The organism is Haladaptatus sp. DYF46, assembly GCF_021083305.1.
In the GTDB taxonomy this organism is placed as follows: domain Archaea; phylum Halobacteriota; class Halobacteria; order Halobacteriales; family Haladaptataceae; genus Haladaptatus.
Window position 1 is genome coordinate 86416 of the sequence record NZ_JAJFAY010000003.1, and the last position, 18642, is coordinate 105057.

Sequence of the window (18642 nt, forward strand, 5' to 3'; positions counted from 1 at the left end):
TTAATTCCACATCTGAGGAAGGTTGGATCTCGCTTGCTCCCATAATATACCGACACACTACTTGACGATGGGCGAGTCAATATTTAAAAACCAACAATTCCTCGCGTATCGTTCTGCGAGATAGAACCAACCTCGAAAGCGAGATATGGACCATCGAAGAAGTAACAATCAACTGTTTCCCCACGAGTCTTGTTGGTTATCTTCCCGACTGATCGCTATGATAGCTTCACGAACGGCTGCAACGTCATTACATTATTAGCTGTGTAATGGAAGTGGCGTTAATACCGAGTATAGCTGACATCGAGTCGCAGTTCACTGATCGCGTTTAGAAGTTGGTCACAGATCTCATTCTCATATTTGGCATTTTTGAATCTATGCGAAGGTCCTGTGATCGTTAGTACTCCATGCAGGGTCTGTTCTGTGTCCACAAGTGGAGCAGCGATACTACGAAGACCTTCGATGAACGTTTCGTCATCGACGATATAGTTTGGAGTACCTCCATTTTGTCCCGACGCTAAATCATCAATATCTGCGAAAACTTCGCCAGCAACGATCGTACTTGGTGGAATTCGTTGTCCCACCCGTATATTTGTATTCGCCGCTCGATCGCCTTTTTCTATAAATAGAATTACTGCAGCCGAATTATCCTTTACAATGAATTGGCTGATCTCTCCAGTTTCGTCTGCTATCTCACGAACCTTTTCATGAATGTGGGAAAATTCTGGATTTCTAGTTTGGATACCGCCTGAAAAGTCAAGGAATCGGAACCCCAATCTGTAGCTTCCATCTTCTCTATCTACATAATCTCTGAGGTAAAGCGTTTTTAGGTGATTATGGATCGTGCTCTTTGATGGACCGAGTTCACCCGCGATTTCTGAAACACCGCTTTTACCGTTCTCATGTAGAAATTCAATAATTTCGAGCGTAGTTTGAGTCACTTGTACCGGTACATTAGGGGTCTTCCCTGCCATAGTATATCCGTTTAAAGTGGAGATATAAAATAGTTCTGCCAGACAGAACCTCTTCATAGCGCGATTCCGATCGAATAATTGCTAATGATTTACTATCGTTGTAATTAATACTTCCAGCCTATTTTTCCTGTTTTCCATCGTTCTACCTAGCAGAACGCAATTCGGGAAAAACGATCTCTATAAGTCTGTGGTGAACATGGGAGTTGTTATACTATCCCAATCATTATATTAAAGGAATACCTATTGTATTGTAATCATTCCGCACAAAGGAGTCAATAATGTCTGAAACTCACCTCATCGGAATCGACATGGAAATTCAGGAATTTCGTATCACCGCCTATGATCGAAGCGGGAACAAAGTGTTAGGATCAAAGGCCGAGTTTGATCAGTATTCCATCGACGATTGGGTTCGAGCTCTTAGAGATGCATCTGTGTTCCTTCCGAAAGGGAGAAATATCGTGACAGCAGTCGGTACTTCTGGTACGATTGTGCCGGTAGACAAATATGGAACGCCAGTATTCGAGCCGCAATGGTATTTTGAAACCGCTCCTGAACAAGCGACTCGTCTAAGAAAGCTAGAGATTGCCAACGATCTTCCCAATAGACGGCTTCTCCTTTCTGCCTCTAGTCCCATCCCGAAGATTCTTGCTCTACGAGAGCAGAATCCGGACCGATTTGAGGAAATCGAATGGATACTGAGCCCTACAACGTGGCTTTTGTACCGCTTGCACATGCAAAACGGCGAAAGGTGGAGAGATATCGAGACAGATTGGAATAACGCTCTTAAGTTTGGTGCAGATATTTCCACAACCAGTCCGCAGTGGTATGAGCCAGTATTTGATACACTAGACCTCTCGTTGGATATTTTGCCGGAGATTACCGCTCCCGGTTCGTGGATCGGTCACGCAGAGAGTCAGTTAGCCAGTGAAATGGGACTTAGAGACGCAGAGATCTATCACGGATTGACCGATGGAAATGCTTCTGCTCTCGCTGCTGGATCAATTCAAAGCGGAGATTGTAGCATTATCTGTGGAACCTCAAGCGTCATTAAATATGCATCTCAGGAAATAGACGCCGATAACTCATTGTATTTCCATCGTCATCCTATACAGGGATATCTCGCGAGTGCAGCATTTGATACCGGCTATATTTTGCGGTGGTTTTGTGAGAATGTTTTAGATACTAGCCTGTCTTCTGGATTAAAGCTTGCTCAATCTACGAATGCAGGTGATGAACCGCGGGTGTTCATACAGGGCGACAGAAGTCCATTTTTCAATCCCGATGTAGGTACGACTATACTGGATTTTTGGCCGGAAGATAAAGAATCACCCGAGGAAACGAGGGGGCGATTAGTCCGTGGATTCGCAACTGGAATTGCTCTGTCAGAAAATACGTATTTTGACCTCCTCGAAAACCAATTCGATAATCTCAACACCGTCCACCTAATCTCGGGCGGTAAATCCCGAGGACAGGGACCTTTCACATGGTGGAATACGCTTAGAGCTTCAATTTGGGAACAAGAAGTTATAAAAATGGAACCGAGGACTTCCGCTGGTGCCCTAATTCCCACCGCTCTTGAAGCTTCTATCTATCCGGATGTCAAAAAAGCAAGCGATACGCTTTTACATAGTCACGGTCCGATTCCCGCAGACGAATCTATTCATAGCTTGTATGAAGAAGAGAGAACCGAGTTCAAAGAAAATTGGGAGACAATCAACCATCTATACAAGATGATTAGGGATCGGCGCGATTCCTAAGCGAATATGGCGTAAAAATACTATAACTTGGCTGTTTGGGCACCTAGACTCTTGCAATCTCTGTGGTGCACTTCATAGTAATCTTTAGAGTTTATTATTAATTAAGTTTAAGTACTTTCAATGTCAAGGATGCATTCGCCAAGGAGGCACTACTATGAAAAATAAAGATAGTACGCAATCTAAAGGTCAGTTAGTCACAAGTAGGCGAAAAGTCATGCAAGCAACTGGTGGGTTGGGTTTGGCCGGTTTCATTAATGCAATCGATCCTGTTAAGGGAGAAAAGATTGCCGATGATTCAAATATCGATTGGATCAAAGTACTCTGCTTAGGTGGTCCTGCCGGTGGTAGTCATAACGGCCCTGCGCGTGCGATTCAGATCGTTCCTTATCTTCTTGACCGTGGAATTGAAGTCGAGTACACTGATCGCCAATCGGATCTCGAAGAAGATACTCTTCATCGCTATGACGCGCTGATGATGTACGATAACCATTCCGGACTCACCCAAGATCAAGAAGATTCCCTGATCGATTTCGTGAACAACGGTGGTGGATTCGTCGCGCTTCATAGTGCATCCGGATCGTTCACGGGTTCAGATCGATTTATCGATCTGATTGGTGGACAGTTCCTCAGACATAATACCGGCGAGATGACTACAAATCATGTCAAACCAAACCATCCCGTTTTGAGCAATTTGGATCCGATTCAGAGCTGGGACGAAACGTACCGGCACCAAAACCTCAATCCTGATAATATCGTCCTGGCATACGGAGAGTTTCCTGATTACGGACCAAATGAAGATCCTGAACCCTGGACCTGGGTGCGTAATGAAGGAGATGGTCGCGTTTTCTATACTGCCTGGGGTCACGGACCAGAACCATGGTCTAAAGACGGATTCAAAAGGTTAGTAGAAAATGCGATCAGATGGACAACTGATAACGAAGATACGATTGCGGAAGATACACGCGCCCTCGATACGTTGGACTTCATTGAGCCGCCAGATGAAATCCCCTATTTTGGGCCGGCTGATGAAGTGCCGTCCGAGGTCGGTGAGGGTACAAACTGGGAACTCATGCAAGAGGGACTTTCACCGACGGAGTCGATGAAACGCACGATCACTCCTGAAGGTTTTGAGTTAGAACCCTATGTTACCGAGGATATGTTCCCGGATGGTATTGAAGGAAATATCCTCGACGTAGAGTTTGATGCTCGGGGTCGTGCCTGGATCGCAATAACGAAAGACTATCCGAATGACTTGGGCGAGGGGCGTGATAAAATTCTCATCTGCGAGGATTCAGACGGTGATGGGAAGGCTGATAAATTCACCGTCTTTGCGGACGGACTCTCGATACCCCTCAATATGGTACTCACCGAAGAGGGCGTTATCACCGTCAATCTCGGCGAGTTCGATGATAACGGAAGTATCGTTCATCTTAAAGACACTACTGGTGACGGCACAGCCGACGAATGGGATGAACTGTTCTCTGGATTCGGGACCGGCGACACTCACGCCAGTGCTAATCAGCTTGAATGGGGAATTGATAATTGGATTTGGGGTCAAGTAGGTTACTCTGGTTTCTCCGGAACGATTGACGATAAAGAAACTAGCTTTAACACCTGCGTCTTTCGGTTCAAGCCGGATGGTTCTGCTCTCGAAGTCGTGGCAAGCCTCCCCGGAAACCAGGCGGGGTTGGGATTCAACGAGGAAGGTCTCGCGTTTGCGTCTGCTGCTACTACTGAGCAGCCGAGTAATTATATTTCAATCCCTCAACGGTACTACGAAATGGTGAATGGATTCTCGGCGTCCACATTGGATGCGATCTCCGATTCGAATCGGATTTTACCTATGACCGATCGCTATCGGCAAGGTGATCGATTCCGAGGCTTCACAGCGGCCGCGGGACACGAGATCTATACTGCCCGTAAATACCCAAAGAAATACTGGAATCAAGCTGGGTTTGTTAGCGAACCAACTGGGCATCTGCTCGGCACGTTCTATCTCAAACCAGACGGTGCAAATTATACTGCACACTACCCCCATAATTTGGCTGCAAGTCAGGATTCTTGGTTCTCGCCAATCTACTCGAATGTCGGTCCTGATGGCATGCTCTGGTTTATTGACTGGTATAATTATGTCATTCTCCATAATACACTAGGCGATCAAGAGCATGGCAGAGGAAACGCATATATAAATAATATGAGGGATATCTCGCATTGCAGACTGTACCGTGTTACGTACGGTGACGACACGGATTTACCACAAAGAGACCTTAGCAGTGCAACTCCCGAAACATTGGTCGAAACGCTAACTGACGACAATATGTTCTGGAGAGATACTGCTCAACGAATGCTTGTTGAGCGAGAGGATACGGATATTGTATCCGATCTGATCGACCTGATCGAGGATTCATCAACTGATGAATTGGGACTCAATCCAGGAGCAATTCACTCACTTTGGACCCTTCATGGTCTCGGTGTTTTGTTCGAAGATGGTAATGAAAACGCACTACTAGCCGCAAGAGATGCATTATCCCACCCTTCGAGTGGGGTTCGATTGAATGCTCTTCGAGTTCTACCGGAAACGAAAGCGACTAGAGATCAGATAGTAGAGAGCGACGTTCTGAATGATGAAAATGCTAGGGTACAGATGTGGGCGCTACTCGCACTTGCTGGATGTCCGCAGTCTGATGCAGTCGGTGAAGTTATCTATGAGACGATACGCAAAGAAGAGAACTATAGCGATGAGCTGTTAGTGGATGCTGCGACTTCGGCTGGAGCTCAACACGCTGACGGGTTTTTGACTGCGTATGAGGAAAATGAAGATACATCAGATGATGATGACAAACCAAATCTACTGACTAATCCATCATTTGAAAAATCTACTGCAAGCGTTATGCCCGGAGAGTGGACGACTAAAAAGTGGTCCGGGTCGGCAAGTTTTTCGGCTACGGAAACATCACGCACTGGAACATACAGTGCCCGGATATCGTCTCCTGAGGGCGTTGATGGTTCTTGGCAGCACACAGTCTCTGTCGAGCCCAATACAGAATATACTTACACTGCTTGGCTCAAGACTGAAAATCTACAGCTCAAGGATTCCTCGGCTGAAGGTGCTTTCATCAATATCGGTGAGCTGGCCGAAGATACTGTAAGTAATACAGTTACAGAAGGGACTAATGATTGGACAAAGGTTGAAATTGATTTCAACAGTGGTGATCATGAACAGTTGACCCTTAACGCAACGTTGGGGGGTTGGGGCTTAGCAACTGGTACGGTATGGTTCGACGACATCTCCCTCAAGGGATCGGACGGTACGAATCTTGTTTCAAACTCTTCATTCGAAGACGTTACTGGGGATTCTGAGCCCGACGCTCCAGAATCGTGGGATACTACCACGTATCAAGGCGATGGGGAATACTCATATGCAACAATAGGGAAAACCGGAGATAGTAGCGTAAAAATCGTTTCTAGTGGGGGGATTGATGGAAGCTGGTCACAAGAAGTCTCCGTTGAGCCGAACGCTACATACGAATTCACCGCTTGGGTTAAAACCGAAGATCTGCAATCGGGTGATTCCTATGGAGCGATCATTAATCCTCATCAAATGGGCCAGAGTGTTGTTAGCAATGCACCGGATGACGGTACCAATGATTGGACCAAGCTATCAACCATCTTTACCACCGGTAACGATCAACAATCGGTGCAACTCAACCTCACAATGGGTGGATGGGGATTCGCAACCGGTACTGTGTGGTTTGACGATACCAAATTGATCAAAACGATCGGAAGTGGAAAAGGATTAGAAACCGTCTATCAGCGCGTCAAACAACACAAAGAACTCGAGGACGATGACGACAATGATGATAATGGAGATGACAGTGGGCCAATTGACCCAACGTCTACAATTCAATTCGATGCGAAGACGAGTGGTTGGGTTGGTACTGAACCGGACTCCATTAATGAGGACACAAATCCGACGCTCTTACTAGTGTCCGGAGAAACGTACACTATCAAGTGGACGAACGGAGACGGTGCTCCACACGACTTTTATATTCTCGATTCAGAGGGGAACGAAATTGAAGGAACTGAACTCGTATTGGAACAAGGTGAATCTGCAACTATCGAATTCACCGCTACGGAAGAAATCGCCGGATACTACTGTTCTGTTCACCCCACTTCGATGCGAGGATCTGTTGAATTTGAAAGCGATGGAGGAGACCAACAGCCGCCTGCGATCGTTGGTGATTCTAGACCAACTGATCCAGATGGGGATGGTCACTATGAGGATATTAACGGTGACGGCGACGTGAATTATAAGGATGTCGTTGATCTCTTCGGGCACTTTGAGGACGATGCTGTACAGAACAATCCAGACGCATTCGACTTCAATGATAATGGTCAACTCGACTTTGATGATATCATTGAGCTCTTCAACTCTATCTAACCCTCAAATAATTTATTAACAATAACTCATGCGTAGTGTGATGTTAACACTGAGCAATCAACACTTCGGCGGTAGTCGATTCTCTGCCAATCGTTGGAAATGATTGGCTTTCCACGTCTAGCCTGAATGATCATTCCGGTCTAGATTTCCGATATTTAAATAACAATCTTACTGGTTCGAACGGTGGTGTATTGGGGAATTCCCACACGACTAAGATCGGTCAAATTGTCATTCATTGTTTATTTAGACAATGATTTGGCGTTGTCGACAGTTGGACGAGCTTATATTCCGATATCCAAGCCATTTTCAAATGAACCTGCTCCCTTATCGACAATCTATCATCCGAAGCTGTTTACAATTGTGGGTTTAGAGCGAGTTTTTATTGATATTTTCCGTTTATAATTCTATAATGTCGTATTATTAGTTTTCCTGGTTGCATACTATCTCCAACGCTATCACATACGATATTACTGCTTGGGCAGTGTTACTGGTGAGTCTGACTACATAATATTGTATTTCTTCCACAATTGTGTTTGGGTTAATATCATCGCTAACCGAACTGGGCCGGAACGTCTCCAACTACCCAGCATATTTTCACCCGTCAGCACGTGGGAAAGACCATGCCAACCGATCTCCTGTTGCCGCAGGTGACGACCCTCGACCAGACCGAACTCGGCGTCCGGGCAGAAGCACTCGGCTACGATGGACTCTGGCTCGGCGAACTCTGGGGGACGAGTTCGGTCGTTCAACTCACTGACATCGCCGCTCACACCGAAACGGTCGATCTCGGGACGGCGATACTCAACGTCTTCTCGCGGTCTCCCGCCGTTTTGGCGATGACGGCAGCCACGCTCGATCGGGTCTCCGACGGGAGATTTCGGCTGGGCGTTGGGACGTCGACGCAGAAAGCTATCGAGGACCTCCACGGCATGGAGTGGACGACCCTAACCCGGTTCGGCGAGCGCACGAGACCATCGAATTGACCGAGGCGTTTCTCGGAGACGATGGCCGCGTGGACTACGACGGTGATATCTTTAGGGTGCGGGATTTCCCGTCGCTGGACACCGACGTACCCATCTATCACGCCGCGCTCGGGCGGGCAAATCGGCGCGTCGTCGCACGGCTCTGTGATGGCTGGATTCCGCACAACGTGCCGTTTCCGGACCTCGAAGATGCCTTCGCGTACATCGCCGACCACGCGGTGGCGGCCGGTCGTGATGACACTATCGAGGTCGCACCGTACATCCCCGCCGCCGTCAGCGACGATATCGAGGCGGCCAAGGATGCCATCCGCGGTCATGTCGCCTACTACGTCGGAAACGGTCGAGGCTACGAGCAGTCGGTTGCACAGCGATTCCCGGACGACGCGGCTGCCGTCGCCACGGCGTGGCGTGAGGGTGACCGCGAGACGGCCGTCAGGAACGTCACCGACGATATGGTGACGGCGCTCGGTGTCGCGGGAACGCCGGAAGGGGCCCGTGAGCAGTTCCGTTCGATTGCCGATATCGACTGCGTCACGCGACCGATGGTGACGATTCCGAGCAACGCCGACGAGGAAATGACCGAGCGCACTATCGACGCGTTGGCCCCGTCGAGCTACTGAGGATCGTATCGTGATGACGATGCGAGCAGGGGATCGATGGTGTAAGCGCTTTGTGACATTCAATTCACTGTCCAATTCTGGCCAATAAAGTATAATACCCTCGCTTCTATCGTGCTAGTAAGTAACAATGGCACAGACCGGAAAACGGTTAATCGACCACACATCGCTGCCACGCGCGGAGCGACTCACCGAGAAGGAAGAAGTTCAGATTCGGGCTGAAACCGAAGCGTTCGAGGACTTTCTCGACCGGCTCGAAGAGATACCGCCTCATCCCTATCGAACCGATGGTGGTTCGTTGGTTGGCACGGACACGTCACGTTCGAGTACCTCCCCGAATTTGGTTCTGGAGGCGTATCGTGAAACGGTCCTCGCCGTCGATCACTGGGAAGACGAATATAGGGAGGGGACAGCCCACGCGAGCATCGAACACGAGTTCGGGCCGGAAGTCGCAGCGGGGTTGGCAGGTGGGTCGGCGACCTGGTCACAACCGTTGTGGAATCAGATCAAGAGTGCCGCCGAGGACGCTGTCGAAATCCGCCAACGGTCGTACTCCCTGATGGCAGCGGAACGCCAGCAACTCGACGAACTCCGCGGTTCGCTGACCGACGTTGGTGACGTGCTTGCGGCGATCGAACGCGGTGAATTCGCCTTCGATGAGAGCAACGATCGATTAACGTCAATACGACAAAAACTCGATGAGTTGACGCACGATCAGCAATCGTATTTGCATCGACGCAATAGATCGAACGAAGAGTTGTTCACGACATACGTCTATGCTGACCTCGACACCGAGTATCCGGGATTGGCAGCCCTCGCGACGGCCCGCCAACTGCTCGAACGTATCGAACTACGCCATTGGGCAGGTATGAGCTGATATACTTTCGGCGGTCGTGAAACGTAGACACGGATGACGATTCCGTCCGAGTACTCGCGAAGCTTCTCGGGGCACGATCCCCATCCGTCGTGATCAAATGCCGATCCAGCACTCATCCGGAGACGACAGAAATCCCGCTCACTAAGGCGTTTCTGAATCAGTCGTCAGTGATGTCATACGGCCAGTATTGAAAGACGGATACAGAACAAAACGGACGAGTCGATATCTTCTCCACCTCTTTGTGTCTATACTCGTAGGATTTTCAACAGGCTGTGATGGTACGCGATGACGTGGAATGTGTCTGCCTATGGGGCCGCCGTCAGTGGTAGTTTGCTGATAATTATATATCCTCCAACTGTTTTGTGTTGCATGGCTTCACCGGGGATACTTCGATTGATGACCGATCTTTGGGAGGAATCGGTGGATCGAATCTATCTTTCTTCACGGAGTGAATCCCGCCGTTTACGGCGGGAGTGAATCCGACAACTCCTACGCAATCTATCGCCGATGGCAGACCGGATATTCAACGCTAATCCACACCATTAAGTACGGCAGAAGATAACTCCGAGTCCTCACGGCGAGGATAGGAGTAACGGCTGTGTGGCACAGCCATCGACATACGTGTTCGACCGCGAGAGCGGGATATTTCGCACGAGAGAACAAGTCGTGTCGTAGACCAGCAAATATCCCACCTGCGGGACGGGAAGCCCTGCCGTTTACGGCGGGGAGGATGCCACCCGACCGTCGATATCGATACGGGCAAAGTTACCTATCCAGAGGCGGCCGCTCGCCTCGATGAAGGAGACGATTCTGCGTTCAAAGTGTTAGAAATGCTCGCGGAACAGGACCGTCTTCGGACGGAGTTTCAGGAGAAACAGTATATCTGTCCGTATTGCGGGACGAAAGGAATGCAGTATACGTCCGCCTGTGCCTCCTGTGGCTCCCCGGAGACGGTTCGGACGGAGCAATATCGACACGCGGCGTGCGATCACGAGGGTATGCAAGACCAGTTCGTCGACGATGACGGCGTCGTGTGTCCGGAGTGTGAGATGGGCCTCAAATCGCTCGAACAACTGGAATCGGACGCCGCCAACTTCTGCCAAAACTGTGAGACGATATTCGAAACTGCGGATCACCGACTTCGATGTCGAGACTGCCATCTCGTCACCCAACCGACGCGGGCGACCGAACGAATTCTTCACCAATATTCCCTCACCGACCAAGGGAAGAAATGGGTCGAAGAACAACTGACCGCGCGCCAGTTAGTCGTCGAGACGCTCAAAGACAGGACGCTACGGGTGGAAATCGACACGACGGTAACTACCGGTTCGGGCGAGGAGATTCCGGTCCACGTTCATGCCCTGGACGAATTGCTCGACGACCGCATCATTGCTGCAGTACACGAACGGCCATATGAGCGTGAAATTGCACACCTGTTGACGGTCGCATCGGAAGTCGACGCACACGCGATATTGGTCACGACCTCCGGAACGGTTGTCGGGGAAGATATCGACCAACTCGTCACGGATGATCGGTTGACGACCCTCGAGTTGACGAAAGGGGGTGCGCTTCAACGGAACTACGAAATCGTCTCCGATCCAGGCACGCAACACTCGTTCGTCGGGCGCATTACCGATATCTTCAAACCTCAAACCGGATAGTCTCGAGACTTCCGGCGATGCGACTCAGCTTTGCATCTGGCGCCGAAGTAGACGAAAGTGGCAGTGTCCCCTCGCGAAAGGTGAGTCGGAGCAGTCGAACGTTACGATTTCAGTCGACCCGAAGGTCGGACATCGCTGGGTTGCGGACATGAGCGTCGTTCCGCAGACGTCGAAAAACGCATCCGTTAGTGATCTCGGTTCGATAAGCATCGACTGAGTGACTGTTTCGGTGCGTTCGTGTTAAATAATTAAATGGAAGGCACTGTATAACAATACCAAATGCGGTCATTGGATGTGTTGGAGCGTCGTAGGAAGCCTCCCGAGTCGCCATAGATCCTACGCGCTCGACCACATTCAACCAACGCCGTGTTGTACGTCATACACGCCGACATCGGTCGTGCCTACAGTCCGGGCACGACCAACCTCCCGAACAGGGTCCGGGTGAGAACGGGTTGCTTGTTGGTAGAAGCACCATCGACACCGCGTCGATGGCGGCCACTTCGTGGCCCCGGTGGTTCGATTCCACCCCCGTTCGTCCTTTCGCTACGAGTTCAGTATCTTCGTCCTGTTCTCTTACTCCCCATATTATCCGATACGAACTGCGGGGTCACTCGACTCTCGGACGCGAAGTGGCTGGATACCCGAAGGGATGGCGATAGTGGACCCCGACGAATGGGATTCATCCACTGACGCGATAGATTCCGCTCATCTACCGACGGGAAACTCACGATGTGAGAATACGATGTAGGTTTTCGTGAGCCTCCCGTATCCGTCTCTCGGGCAGTGCATGGACTTCGGTGTCTCCGTCCATCTCTCGGTTTTTACGGGTCGCGATTTGTTCCGATTGGGTGGCCGATAACCCGTACAGAACGGTATCCATGCCCTCACGTTTCGTGGCGACCACCACCGCGTATGGTTCTGTCGCTTGATGCGCGTTCGTGTCGTCACTCGGTTTTTGATGAACTACTGACATCGTGTCGATTAGTCTCCCATGGTAGCCTCCCTACTACCACCGAACACGTACGTCGCGAACGATGAAAAATCCCCACGTGGCATCCAGGACACATATACGATCGATCATTTACCGAAACGTAACTAACGAGCGAGCGTCACGGATCGTACACCCGATGTCAACTCTGGACGATCGAAATACACACCATTCCGTTCGTGATCCCTCAGCTCGTCCGATCTGTGGGTTTCCGACGTTCGTCAGCGTCGAGCAAGGGAAATGGTTCTTGAGGAGGGACGGGACGATGACTATGTTCGACGCTACTGATGGTTCAATATGGCTTCCGTAGTGGAGTTGTTCGTCCGGATCGTCGGCGACAATCCGGTGATGCAGGGACTCGTCGGGGGAATCGTTATCGCGCTGATGAACCTGTTCGGTGCATCGCTCGTACTCGTCTGGCGGGACCCTTCGGAGCGTGCGCTCGATGGCGCGCTCGGATTCGCGGCCGGTGTGATGCTCGCGGCGGCCTTCACGAGCCTCATCATCCCCGGCATAGAACAGTACTCCGGTGGGAATCCGATTCCCACGCTCATCGGCATCGTACTCGGAGTCGTCTTTCTCGATCGGGCGGACGGACTCGTTCCACATGCACATTATCTCCTGACCGGGCGTACGCGTTCGGATGAAGCCAACCCGGGTACATCCCTCCCGCTCGATAACGAGCGGCTGACGCCAGTCATCCTCTTCATATTGGCGATCACGCTCCACAATATGCCGGAGGGATTGGCCGTGGGTGTCGGCTTCGGATCCGGCAACATCGAAAACGCGATCCCCCTCATGCTCGCGATCGGTATCCAGAACATTCCTGAAGGGCTCGCCGTCTCGGTGGCCGCAATCAACGCAGGACTGGACGAACGTTTCTACGCTGCCTTCGCCGGGATTCGTTCGGGGATCGTAGAAATTCCGCTCGCAGTGGTGGGCGCATTCGCTGTGAGCGCAGTCGCTCCATTACTCCCGTATGCGATGGGCTTCGCCGCGGGAGCGATGCTCTTCGTCATCTCGGATGAGATCATTCCGGAAACCCACACGCGTGGATACGAACGGATCGCTACGCTCGGGGCCATGGCCGGCGTGGTCGTTATGCTCTATCTCGACGTCAGTTTGGGATGACGACACTCTCGGATCATTCTATCGGTGCGATAGACGTCGAAACCCACCGGCTTTTCTGTGCTGTCCACCAACCGACACTGGTTGTCGGCGGATGAACGCGGCCAGTTGTGAGGATACCATCTGTTACCCGGCTAATCGTGGTGATAGACGTGACAATGTTTCAGGTGAAGAGCCGTCGCTATCCCACTCTCGTTTCCGACGGGAAGTAAGGGTGCGCGGTTGGGTGGATCAGGAGTGATGGCGCCAGACCCGGAGCCGATTTAGCTCGCTCGTGCAACCACGCAACGTTAGAACCGTCTTCCACGTTCGGTAAATACTTTGTGGTGATTTCAGAAACAAAACAGTAATTTCCAGAATAATCATGCTCGGTGTCTGTCGTAGAATCGATGTACTGGATACTATCGCGAAAATCCAGCCCATTCACGTCTCGAATGGGTCGAATCGGTGCGTAGAAAACGTGAGAACTTCCTCTCAAAACGGCCGTCGGTTCGGAACTCTACAGGCGGAGCAGGCCGAGTGCCTCGGGACTTGACCCCTAAGTGGTTCACCCAAGTTGCTGTGGGTCGACCGTTTCACCGTTTTTGTAGACGACCGCACCGTCTCCGATGGTGAAGTGGTTAATTTCCCCCGAAATCGTGTAGCTATCCCGCCACGGACCGACTTTGCCATTGACCGTAGACCCGGAGAGTTTGTCGGACCAATCCTTCGAAGCGTCCATCGCGGTACTCTTTTCGAGCGTCCCGTCTACGCTCAGTTCGTACTCCGTCCATCCGTCCGTCTTGGTTCCGTCGATGGTGAGTGTCGTTTCGGATGACGAGGCAGACGACGAAGACGACCCGGAAATCTGGGAGCCGATCCAATCGAGGAGGGAGTCCGTATCGTGATGCGGGGCCGTCGTCTCCCCGTTGAGTTCCATCGTGGGTGTGAACGAAACACCGTAGCTACCAGCGACGTCCGCCGTTTGATCGATTGCGTTGTTGTAGTCTCCGTCTTTTGCGTTGCTGATAATCTCCGATCGATCGCCGACTCCTGCCGATTCGAGGTGGTTTCGCATCTCCCCGTACGTGACCGTGCCCGAGACGCGATCGTCGAACATCATCTCGAAGAAGTCCCAGTATTCGCCGGGTTGTTCGTTCCAAGCACTCAGCGCGACTTCCGAGATACGCGGGTCGCTGCTGGAGATATAGTACGTCGACGATCCATGGGAACTCGTTCCCGGCGGCTGAAGGGCCAGTGCGCGAAACTCGATGTTAAGCTGGCCTGTGCTGACGTATTCATCGATAACGTCCTTAAGATTGTTGTTGACGAAGTTCTGCGTGTACGGGCACTTGAAGTTGCCAAAGACCGTCGCCGTCGGATTGTCCACGTCCGTTCCCATCGTCGCATATTTGAGGTCCGTGTCGTCGGGAACCGGTGCCCCGCTGACGGACGGTGCCGCACTCGCGGTCCCCGCTACCCCGAGACCGACTGCTGCTGCAGATACTGTTTTCATGAATGTACGTCGGGTTGAGGTCTGTTGCGCCATCGGATTACCCCACTAAGGGGGGAATAAAAATCCCAGTTGATCGTTCAGATGTTCTACTCGATTGTGGCAATTTCCGAACTGTTTCGAAAGAGTGGGAGTCGATAAAACGAAACGAATCTTTGAGGATTAATTCTGGATCCTCCCGAATTACATCGTATAAAATAATAGGCGAAACTAGTTTACCATTATAAATTTTGTTTTCATTGTACAAAATCGTTTACAAGCTATAAAAAGACCAATATCCTTCCTCGTTCGGTTTATACACGAACATACTGAATCTATGCTGCTCCATCTACGTGGTATGATACCAAAGCACGAGGATGCTTCAATATTGGGGATACTGAGTTTCACCGCACCTGAACGCACCGCTCTTCCTACGCAAAACTATACATCAGTTAGCACGTTCGAGTGGTTCTTCCGCTGACGCGACTCACGACGATTATTCTCGAGGTTTGCCCGTATCGTTTCCTCGTATAGTTCCGTTCCATCAGTAATTCCACACAGGTTCACCGCGGGATTGATGTCGATAACGTAGATGGACTTGTGAACGAGGATATCCAACTCGAATAGGGTGAGGTCGAACAGTTTCTGAACGCGACCGACGTAGCGGGCGAGACTGGTCGTGACGGGTTTCTCCCTGGGAACGCCCCCGTCGTGTGGAAGTCTCACGACACGGACCTCATCACCGATACCGAACACCTTGTAGCTTCGGTGCGGAACGACGTACTTTTCGACCAGTTGTTCGTCCGGGAAATCGTATGAACCGGCGAGATGGATGGCGAAATCGTGGCCGTCGGAGTGGAATTCGCTTCTCGGTTTAACGATGGCAGGCGGACGAAGGGTAATCGTTTCCGCTTGGCCGTACTGGAACTCGGGGACCATCACCCCTCCCCGTCGGAGCGTCCGATAGCAATCGAAGCGGTCGGACGTGATGTGTGCTCCCGCATAGCTGTTGAGCGTCGGAATCCCGGCCTCGCGGGCGCGTTTGAGATCCGAAAGGGCGGCGGGATGCCAATGTGCCATGTGGTAGAAGTCGAGTCCGAGTTCCTCGAGATCGGGATGTTCGGCTCTGGGATTCAAGAACACGAGCGTCGCCCAGGACTGTAACCGGTCGAGCAGTTCGAGTTTGACGTCGTTACCGCGGTCGCACCAGTAGGAAACGCCGATTAGCGGCCGGCCGGTCGAAGTCGTCATGGGTCTCTATCAGGTACTAATTCGACCGTTCGAGTTCTCGCTGACCGCAGTCCGTCGTATTTCTCCATATGCTACTAGCTGTCTCTCGAGAGATTGAAGTGTGCCCCAAACCAGTCGGGGGGAGAAGACCACGGACTTGGCGGAATTCGAGTATATCACCATCACAGATGTGGTTTTTCGAACGGCACTATGCTATATTTCACGATAGCAGGGGGACCGATTAGTCATCTACGGTGAATTCCCCACCGTTTCCTGAAGGCGAATACTTACTCCATTGCTCGCATTCGTTCTACGGGACAATGGCCGATAGCGGACTACGACGATTGACCAACCGTCGATGGAAGCTGGGAATTGGTATCCTTCTGGTCGTCATCTTCATCGTGGTCGGTGGCGTCGTGGTGTACTTCTCACTCCCGCATCACGGGACGACGTCTTCGGTACAGTCCGTGGTGACGGACCCACGCGTTTCGCTTTCGACCGCGGACGGTGTGACGGTTCTCTCCCCAACGAACGGAACCTCGACCGTCGGGTTGGTTTTCTACCCTGGCGCGCGCGTCGCACCGGACGCCTATTATGCCTCCCTCGCACCGTTGGTACGACGTGCCAACGTGACGGTCTTCATCCCGAAAATGCCACTCAACGTTGCCCTCCTCGATGTGGGCGCTCCGGGAGAAATTCGGTCTCGACAGCCTGAGATTCGGACGTGGTTCGTCGGTGGGCATTCGCTCGGGGGCGTTGCCGCCTGTCGATATACACGCTCACACGACGTTCGTGGACTGGTACTGTTCGCGTCGTACTGCGATAGGAACGTGAGCGAACGACCGATGAGCGTGCTCAGTGTTACCGGCAGTCGGGATACCGTTCTCAACCGGGAGGCATACCGGAAGAACGGAGACCTCCATCCGCCAAACGCGACGTTCCGAGAGATTTCCGGGATGAACCACACGGAATTCGGCTCCTATCGCGGTCAACGGGGAGTCTCGCGGGCGACCATCTCATACGGTGTCGCACACCGGCGACTAGCAGACATCGTCGTCCCTTGGGTGGCGAACGAGTTGGCCACCGCGATAGTAGAGCCCTTGCCGTCACTCTCTTCGTTCCGTTCGTCGTGACCAGTTCTCGTGCCTTTGAATACCTCTGTTAGGCGAACCCTCGCTCATTGAAAGCGATAGTCTAAGTAATCGAGGACCGTCGGCCAAGAGTCCGCTGCGGCCCGCGCGTTCGCTCTCGGACCACCTCCATTGGCATCGTTCGTCGGGGCTCCGGTGTAGTCGGCATAGGGGACTCCAAAGATGTGACCCGAATTGCAGTACGTCCGAAGACCGAACGGGAATGAATGGTCGTTTCGTCGTAGCCGATCGACCGTCAGCGCCGACACTGCGGTCGAGGGCCACTGCTGGTCGTCCCCGCCGGCGAACAGCAAGACGGGTCCGTTTATTTGCTCGACGGGAACGAGCACCTGTTCGAGAACCCGCGCTGGAACTCGAGACCGAATCGCGTCCGGGAGCGATTCGGCGTGACAGCGGTCTCGACTGTGGTTTTCGATCGCATCGAAAACCGTTCGGATCGCATTCGGTTTCGCGATCCGCGACCCGTTTCGAGTCCAGGCGGGTCGACTGATGTACGCTCTCGGGGGGACGCCAGCGACTCCGTGTCGTACGACACCGCCCCCGGAGTATCCAACTACTGCCACCGGTCCGTCATGCTCTATGGCAGTCAGTAGTGCGGCCTCGACACCGCGTGAAATTCCGAGTAACCCGACTCCGCTGTCCAAAACCCCTGGCCGGTTCGTCAGCCACCGAATCGCCATATCGAAGTATTCGAGTGGAATTCGCTCGAGCGAGCCCGGTAACCCCGGTGCATCGAAGTACTGTACTGCAAAGGTCGTGTATCCGTGCGTCGCCAGCATCTCGCTCAACCGATGCGGTATCGAGGCCGACGCGCCGTGAAGTGTAAGGACACCCGGGTGCGGTCCCGGTGTCGGTGGTTCGTAGAGACACCCGACCAACCCGTTCGCTTCGACCGACCGCCGTGATATCTCGGGGTCGGTCAGTACTCGTGACTGTGAGATACGCGGTGTCGAAGGGCCGAAAAGTCCGGAACGGGCCTGAAGCGAGAGCGTGACCGAATTCTGCTCACCCATGAGGAAGTTCGGTGACGACCCAAAGAGGCTCTCGAAGGAGAGACGGTGAAGAACCATTGTGACCCCCGATTGCTTCGCGAGTCGCCGCCCCCGATTCGAACCGTACCAAGTCCGCTTCGGCGTGTTAGCCGTTAACTCCGCGTTCGAGAGCGTCGCAACTCCGTTTTCGTCGGGCCGAAGGGACCACGACCCCGTGTATTCGTGGCCCGCTGTATCGGTTGCTGTACATTCGACTGTCACCGAGGTTCGCGGTTCGAAACCACGTAATCGAATTCGTGGCGGATTTCCCACTCGTGAGCGACGTGGACAGCGAATCGACCCTTCGTTCCTACTCGAGGAGAACTCACCGAGGCA

The 18642-nt window shown here is 52.1% G+C and carries 12 protein-coding genes and 1 pseudogene; 9 read left to right on the forward strand and 4 right to left on the reverse strand.

All coding sequences use genetic code 11. The features are described 5' to 3' along the window. Window positions 1-278: 278 nt before the first annotated feature. Window positions 279-971, reverse strand: a complete 693-nt coding sequence (locus LJF34_RS16530; protein ID WP_231186406.1) for an ArsR family transcriptional regulator — start codon at window positions 969-971, stop codon at window positions 279-281. 278 nt (window positions 972-1249) lie between these two features. Between LJF34_RS16530 and LJF34_RS16535 the strand changes: the two genes are divergently transcribed. From LJF34_RS16535 to LJF34_RS16565, 8 genes and pseudogenes are all read left to right on the forward strand, one after another. Beyond that, complete coding sequence (locus LJF34_RS16535; RefSeq protein WP_231186407.1) at window positions 1250-2728, forward strand: FGGY family carbohydrate kinase; 1479 nt, start codon at window positions 1250-1252, stop codon at window positions 2726-2728. 154 nt (window positions 2729-2882) lie between these two features. Further along, entirely contained in the window at window positions 2883-7169 is a 4287-nt protein-coding gene (locus tag LJF34_RS16540; RefSeq protein ID WP_231186408.1) for a PVC-type heme-binding CxxCH protein, read from the forward strand. Window positions 7170-7789: 620 nt separating this feature from the next. Further along, window positions 7790-8152 carry an LLM class flavin-dependent oxidoreductase gene (locus tag LJF34_RS28985; protein ID WP_255666159.1) on the forward strand — a complete coding sequence of 121 codons (363 nt, stop codon included), beginning with the start codon at window positions 7790-7792 and terminating at the stop codon, window positions 8150-8152. Then, window positions 8104-8772, forward strand: a complete 669-nt coding sequence (locus LJF34_RS28990; protein ID WP_342765879.1) for an LLM class flavin-dependent oxidoreductase — start codon at window positions 8104-8106, stop codon at window positions 8770-8772. The genes LJF34_RS28985 and LJF34_RS28990 overlap by 49 nt, the downstream gene beginning before the upstream one ends. 127 nt (window positions 8773-8899) lie before the next feature. Further along, window positions 8900-9646 (forward strand): hypothetical protein, encoded by a 747-nt coding sequence (locus LJF34_RS16550; protein ID WP_231186409.1) that lies wholly within the window; start codon window positions 8900-8902, stop codon window positions 9644-9646. Between the two features lie 546 nt (window positions 9647-10192). Beyond that, window positions 10193-10321: pseudogene (locus tag LJF34_RS16555) on the forward strand (RNA-guided endonuclease TnpB family protein); the annotation flags it as partial. 74 nt (window positions 10322-10395) lie between these two features. Beyond that, window positions 10396-11307, forward strand: a complete 912-nt coding sequence (locus tag LJF34_RS16560) for a hypothetical protein (protein WP_231186706.1) — start codon at window positions 10396-10398, stop codon at window positions 11305-11307. Window positions 11308-12592: 1285 nt separating this feature from the next. Next, window positions 12593-13426: a ZIP family metal transporter gene (locus tag LJF34_RS16565; protein ID WP_231186410.1), complete on the forward strand. Its 834-nt coding sequence runs from the start codon at window positions 12593-12595 to the stop codon at window positions 13424-13426. A 544-nt stretch (window positions 13427-13970) separates the two neighbouring features. On the opposite strand, the gene LJF34_RS16570 is transcribed toward LJF34_RS16565, so the two are convergent. Together LJF34_RS16570 and LJF34_RS16575 are read right to left on the reverse strand one after the other, a co-directional pair. After that, the gene (locus LJF34_RS16570; RefSeq protein ID WP_231186411.1) at window positions 13971-14918 is read right to left on the reverse strand and encodes a thioredoxin domain-containing protein; all 948 of its coding nucleotides are present in this window, start codon (window positions 14916-14918) and stop codon (window positions 13971-13973) included. 417 nt (window positions 14919-15335) lie between these two features. Continuing rightward, complete coding sequence (locus tag LJF34_RS16575) at window positions 15336-16145, reverse strand: hypothetical protein (protein WP_231186412.1); 810 nt, start codon at window positions 16143-16145, stop codon at window positions 15336-15338. Window positions 16146-16444: 299 nt separating this feature from the next. On the opposite strand from LJF34_RS16575, the gene LJF34_RS16580 reads away from it, so the two are divergent. Next, window positions 16445-17257, forward strand: coding sequence for an alpha/beta hydrolase (locus LJF34_RS16580; RefSeq protein ID WP_231186413.1), 813 nt, complete (start codon window positions 16445-16447; stop codon window positions 17255-17257). Window positions 17258-17301: 44 nt separating this feature from the next. On the opposite strand, the gene LJF34_RS16585 is transcribed toward LJF34_RS16580, so the two are convergent. Next, window positions 17302-18345, reverse strand: a complete 1044-nt coding sequence (locus LJF34_RS16585; RefSeq protein WP_231186414.1) for an acyl-CoA thioester hydrolase/BAAT C-terminal domain-containing protein — start codon at window positions 18343-18345, stop codon at window positions 17302-17304. Window positions 18346-18642 lie beyond the last annotated feature (297 nt).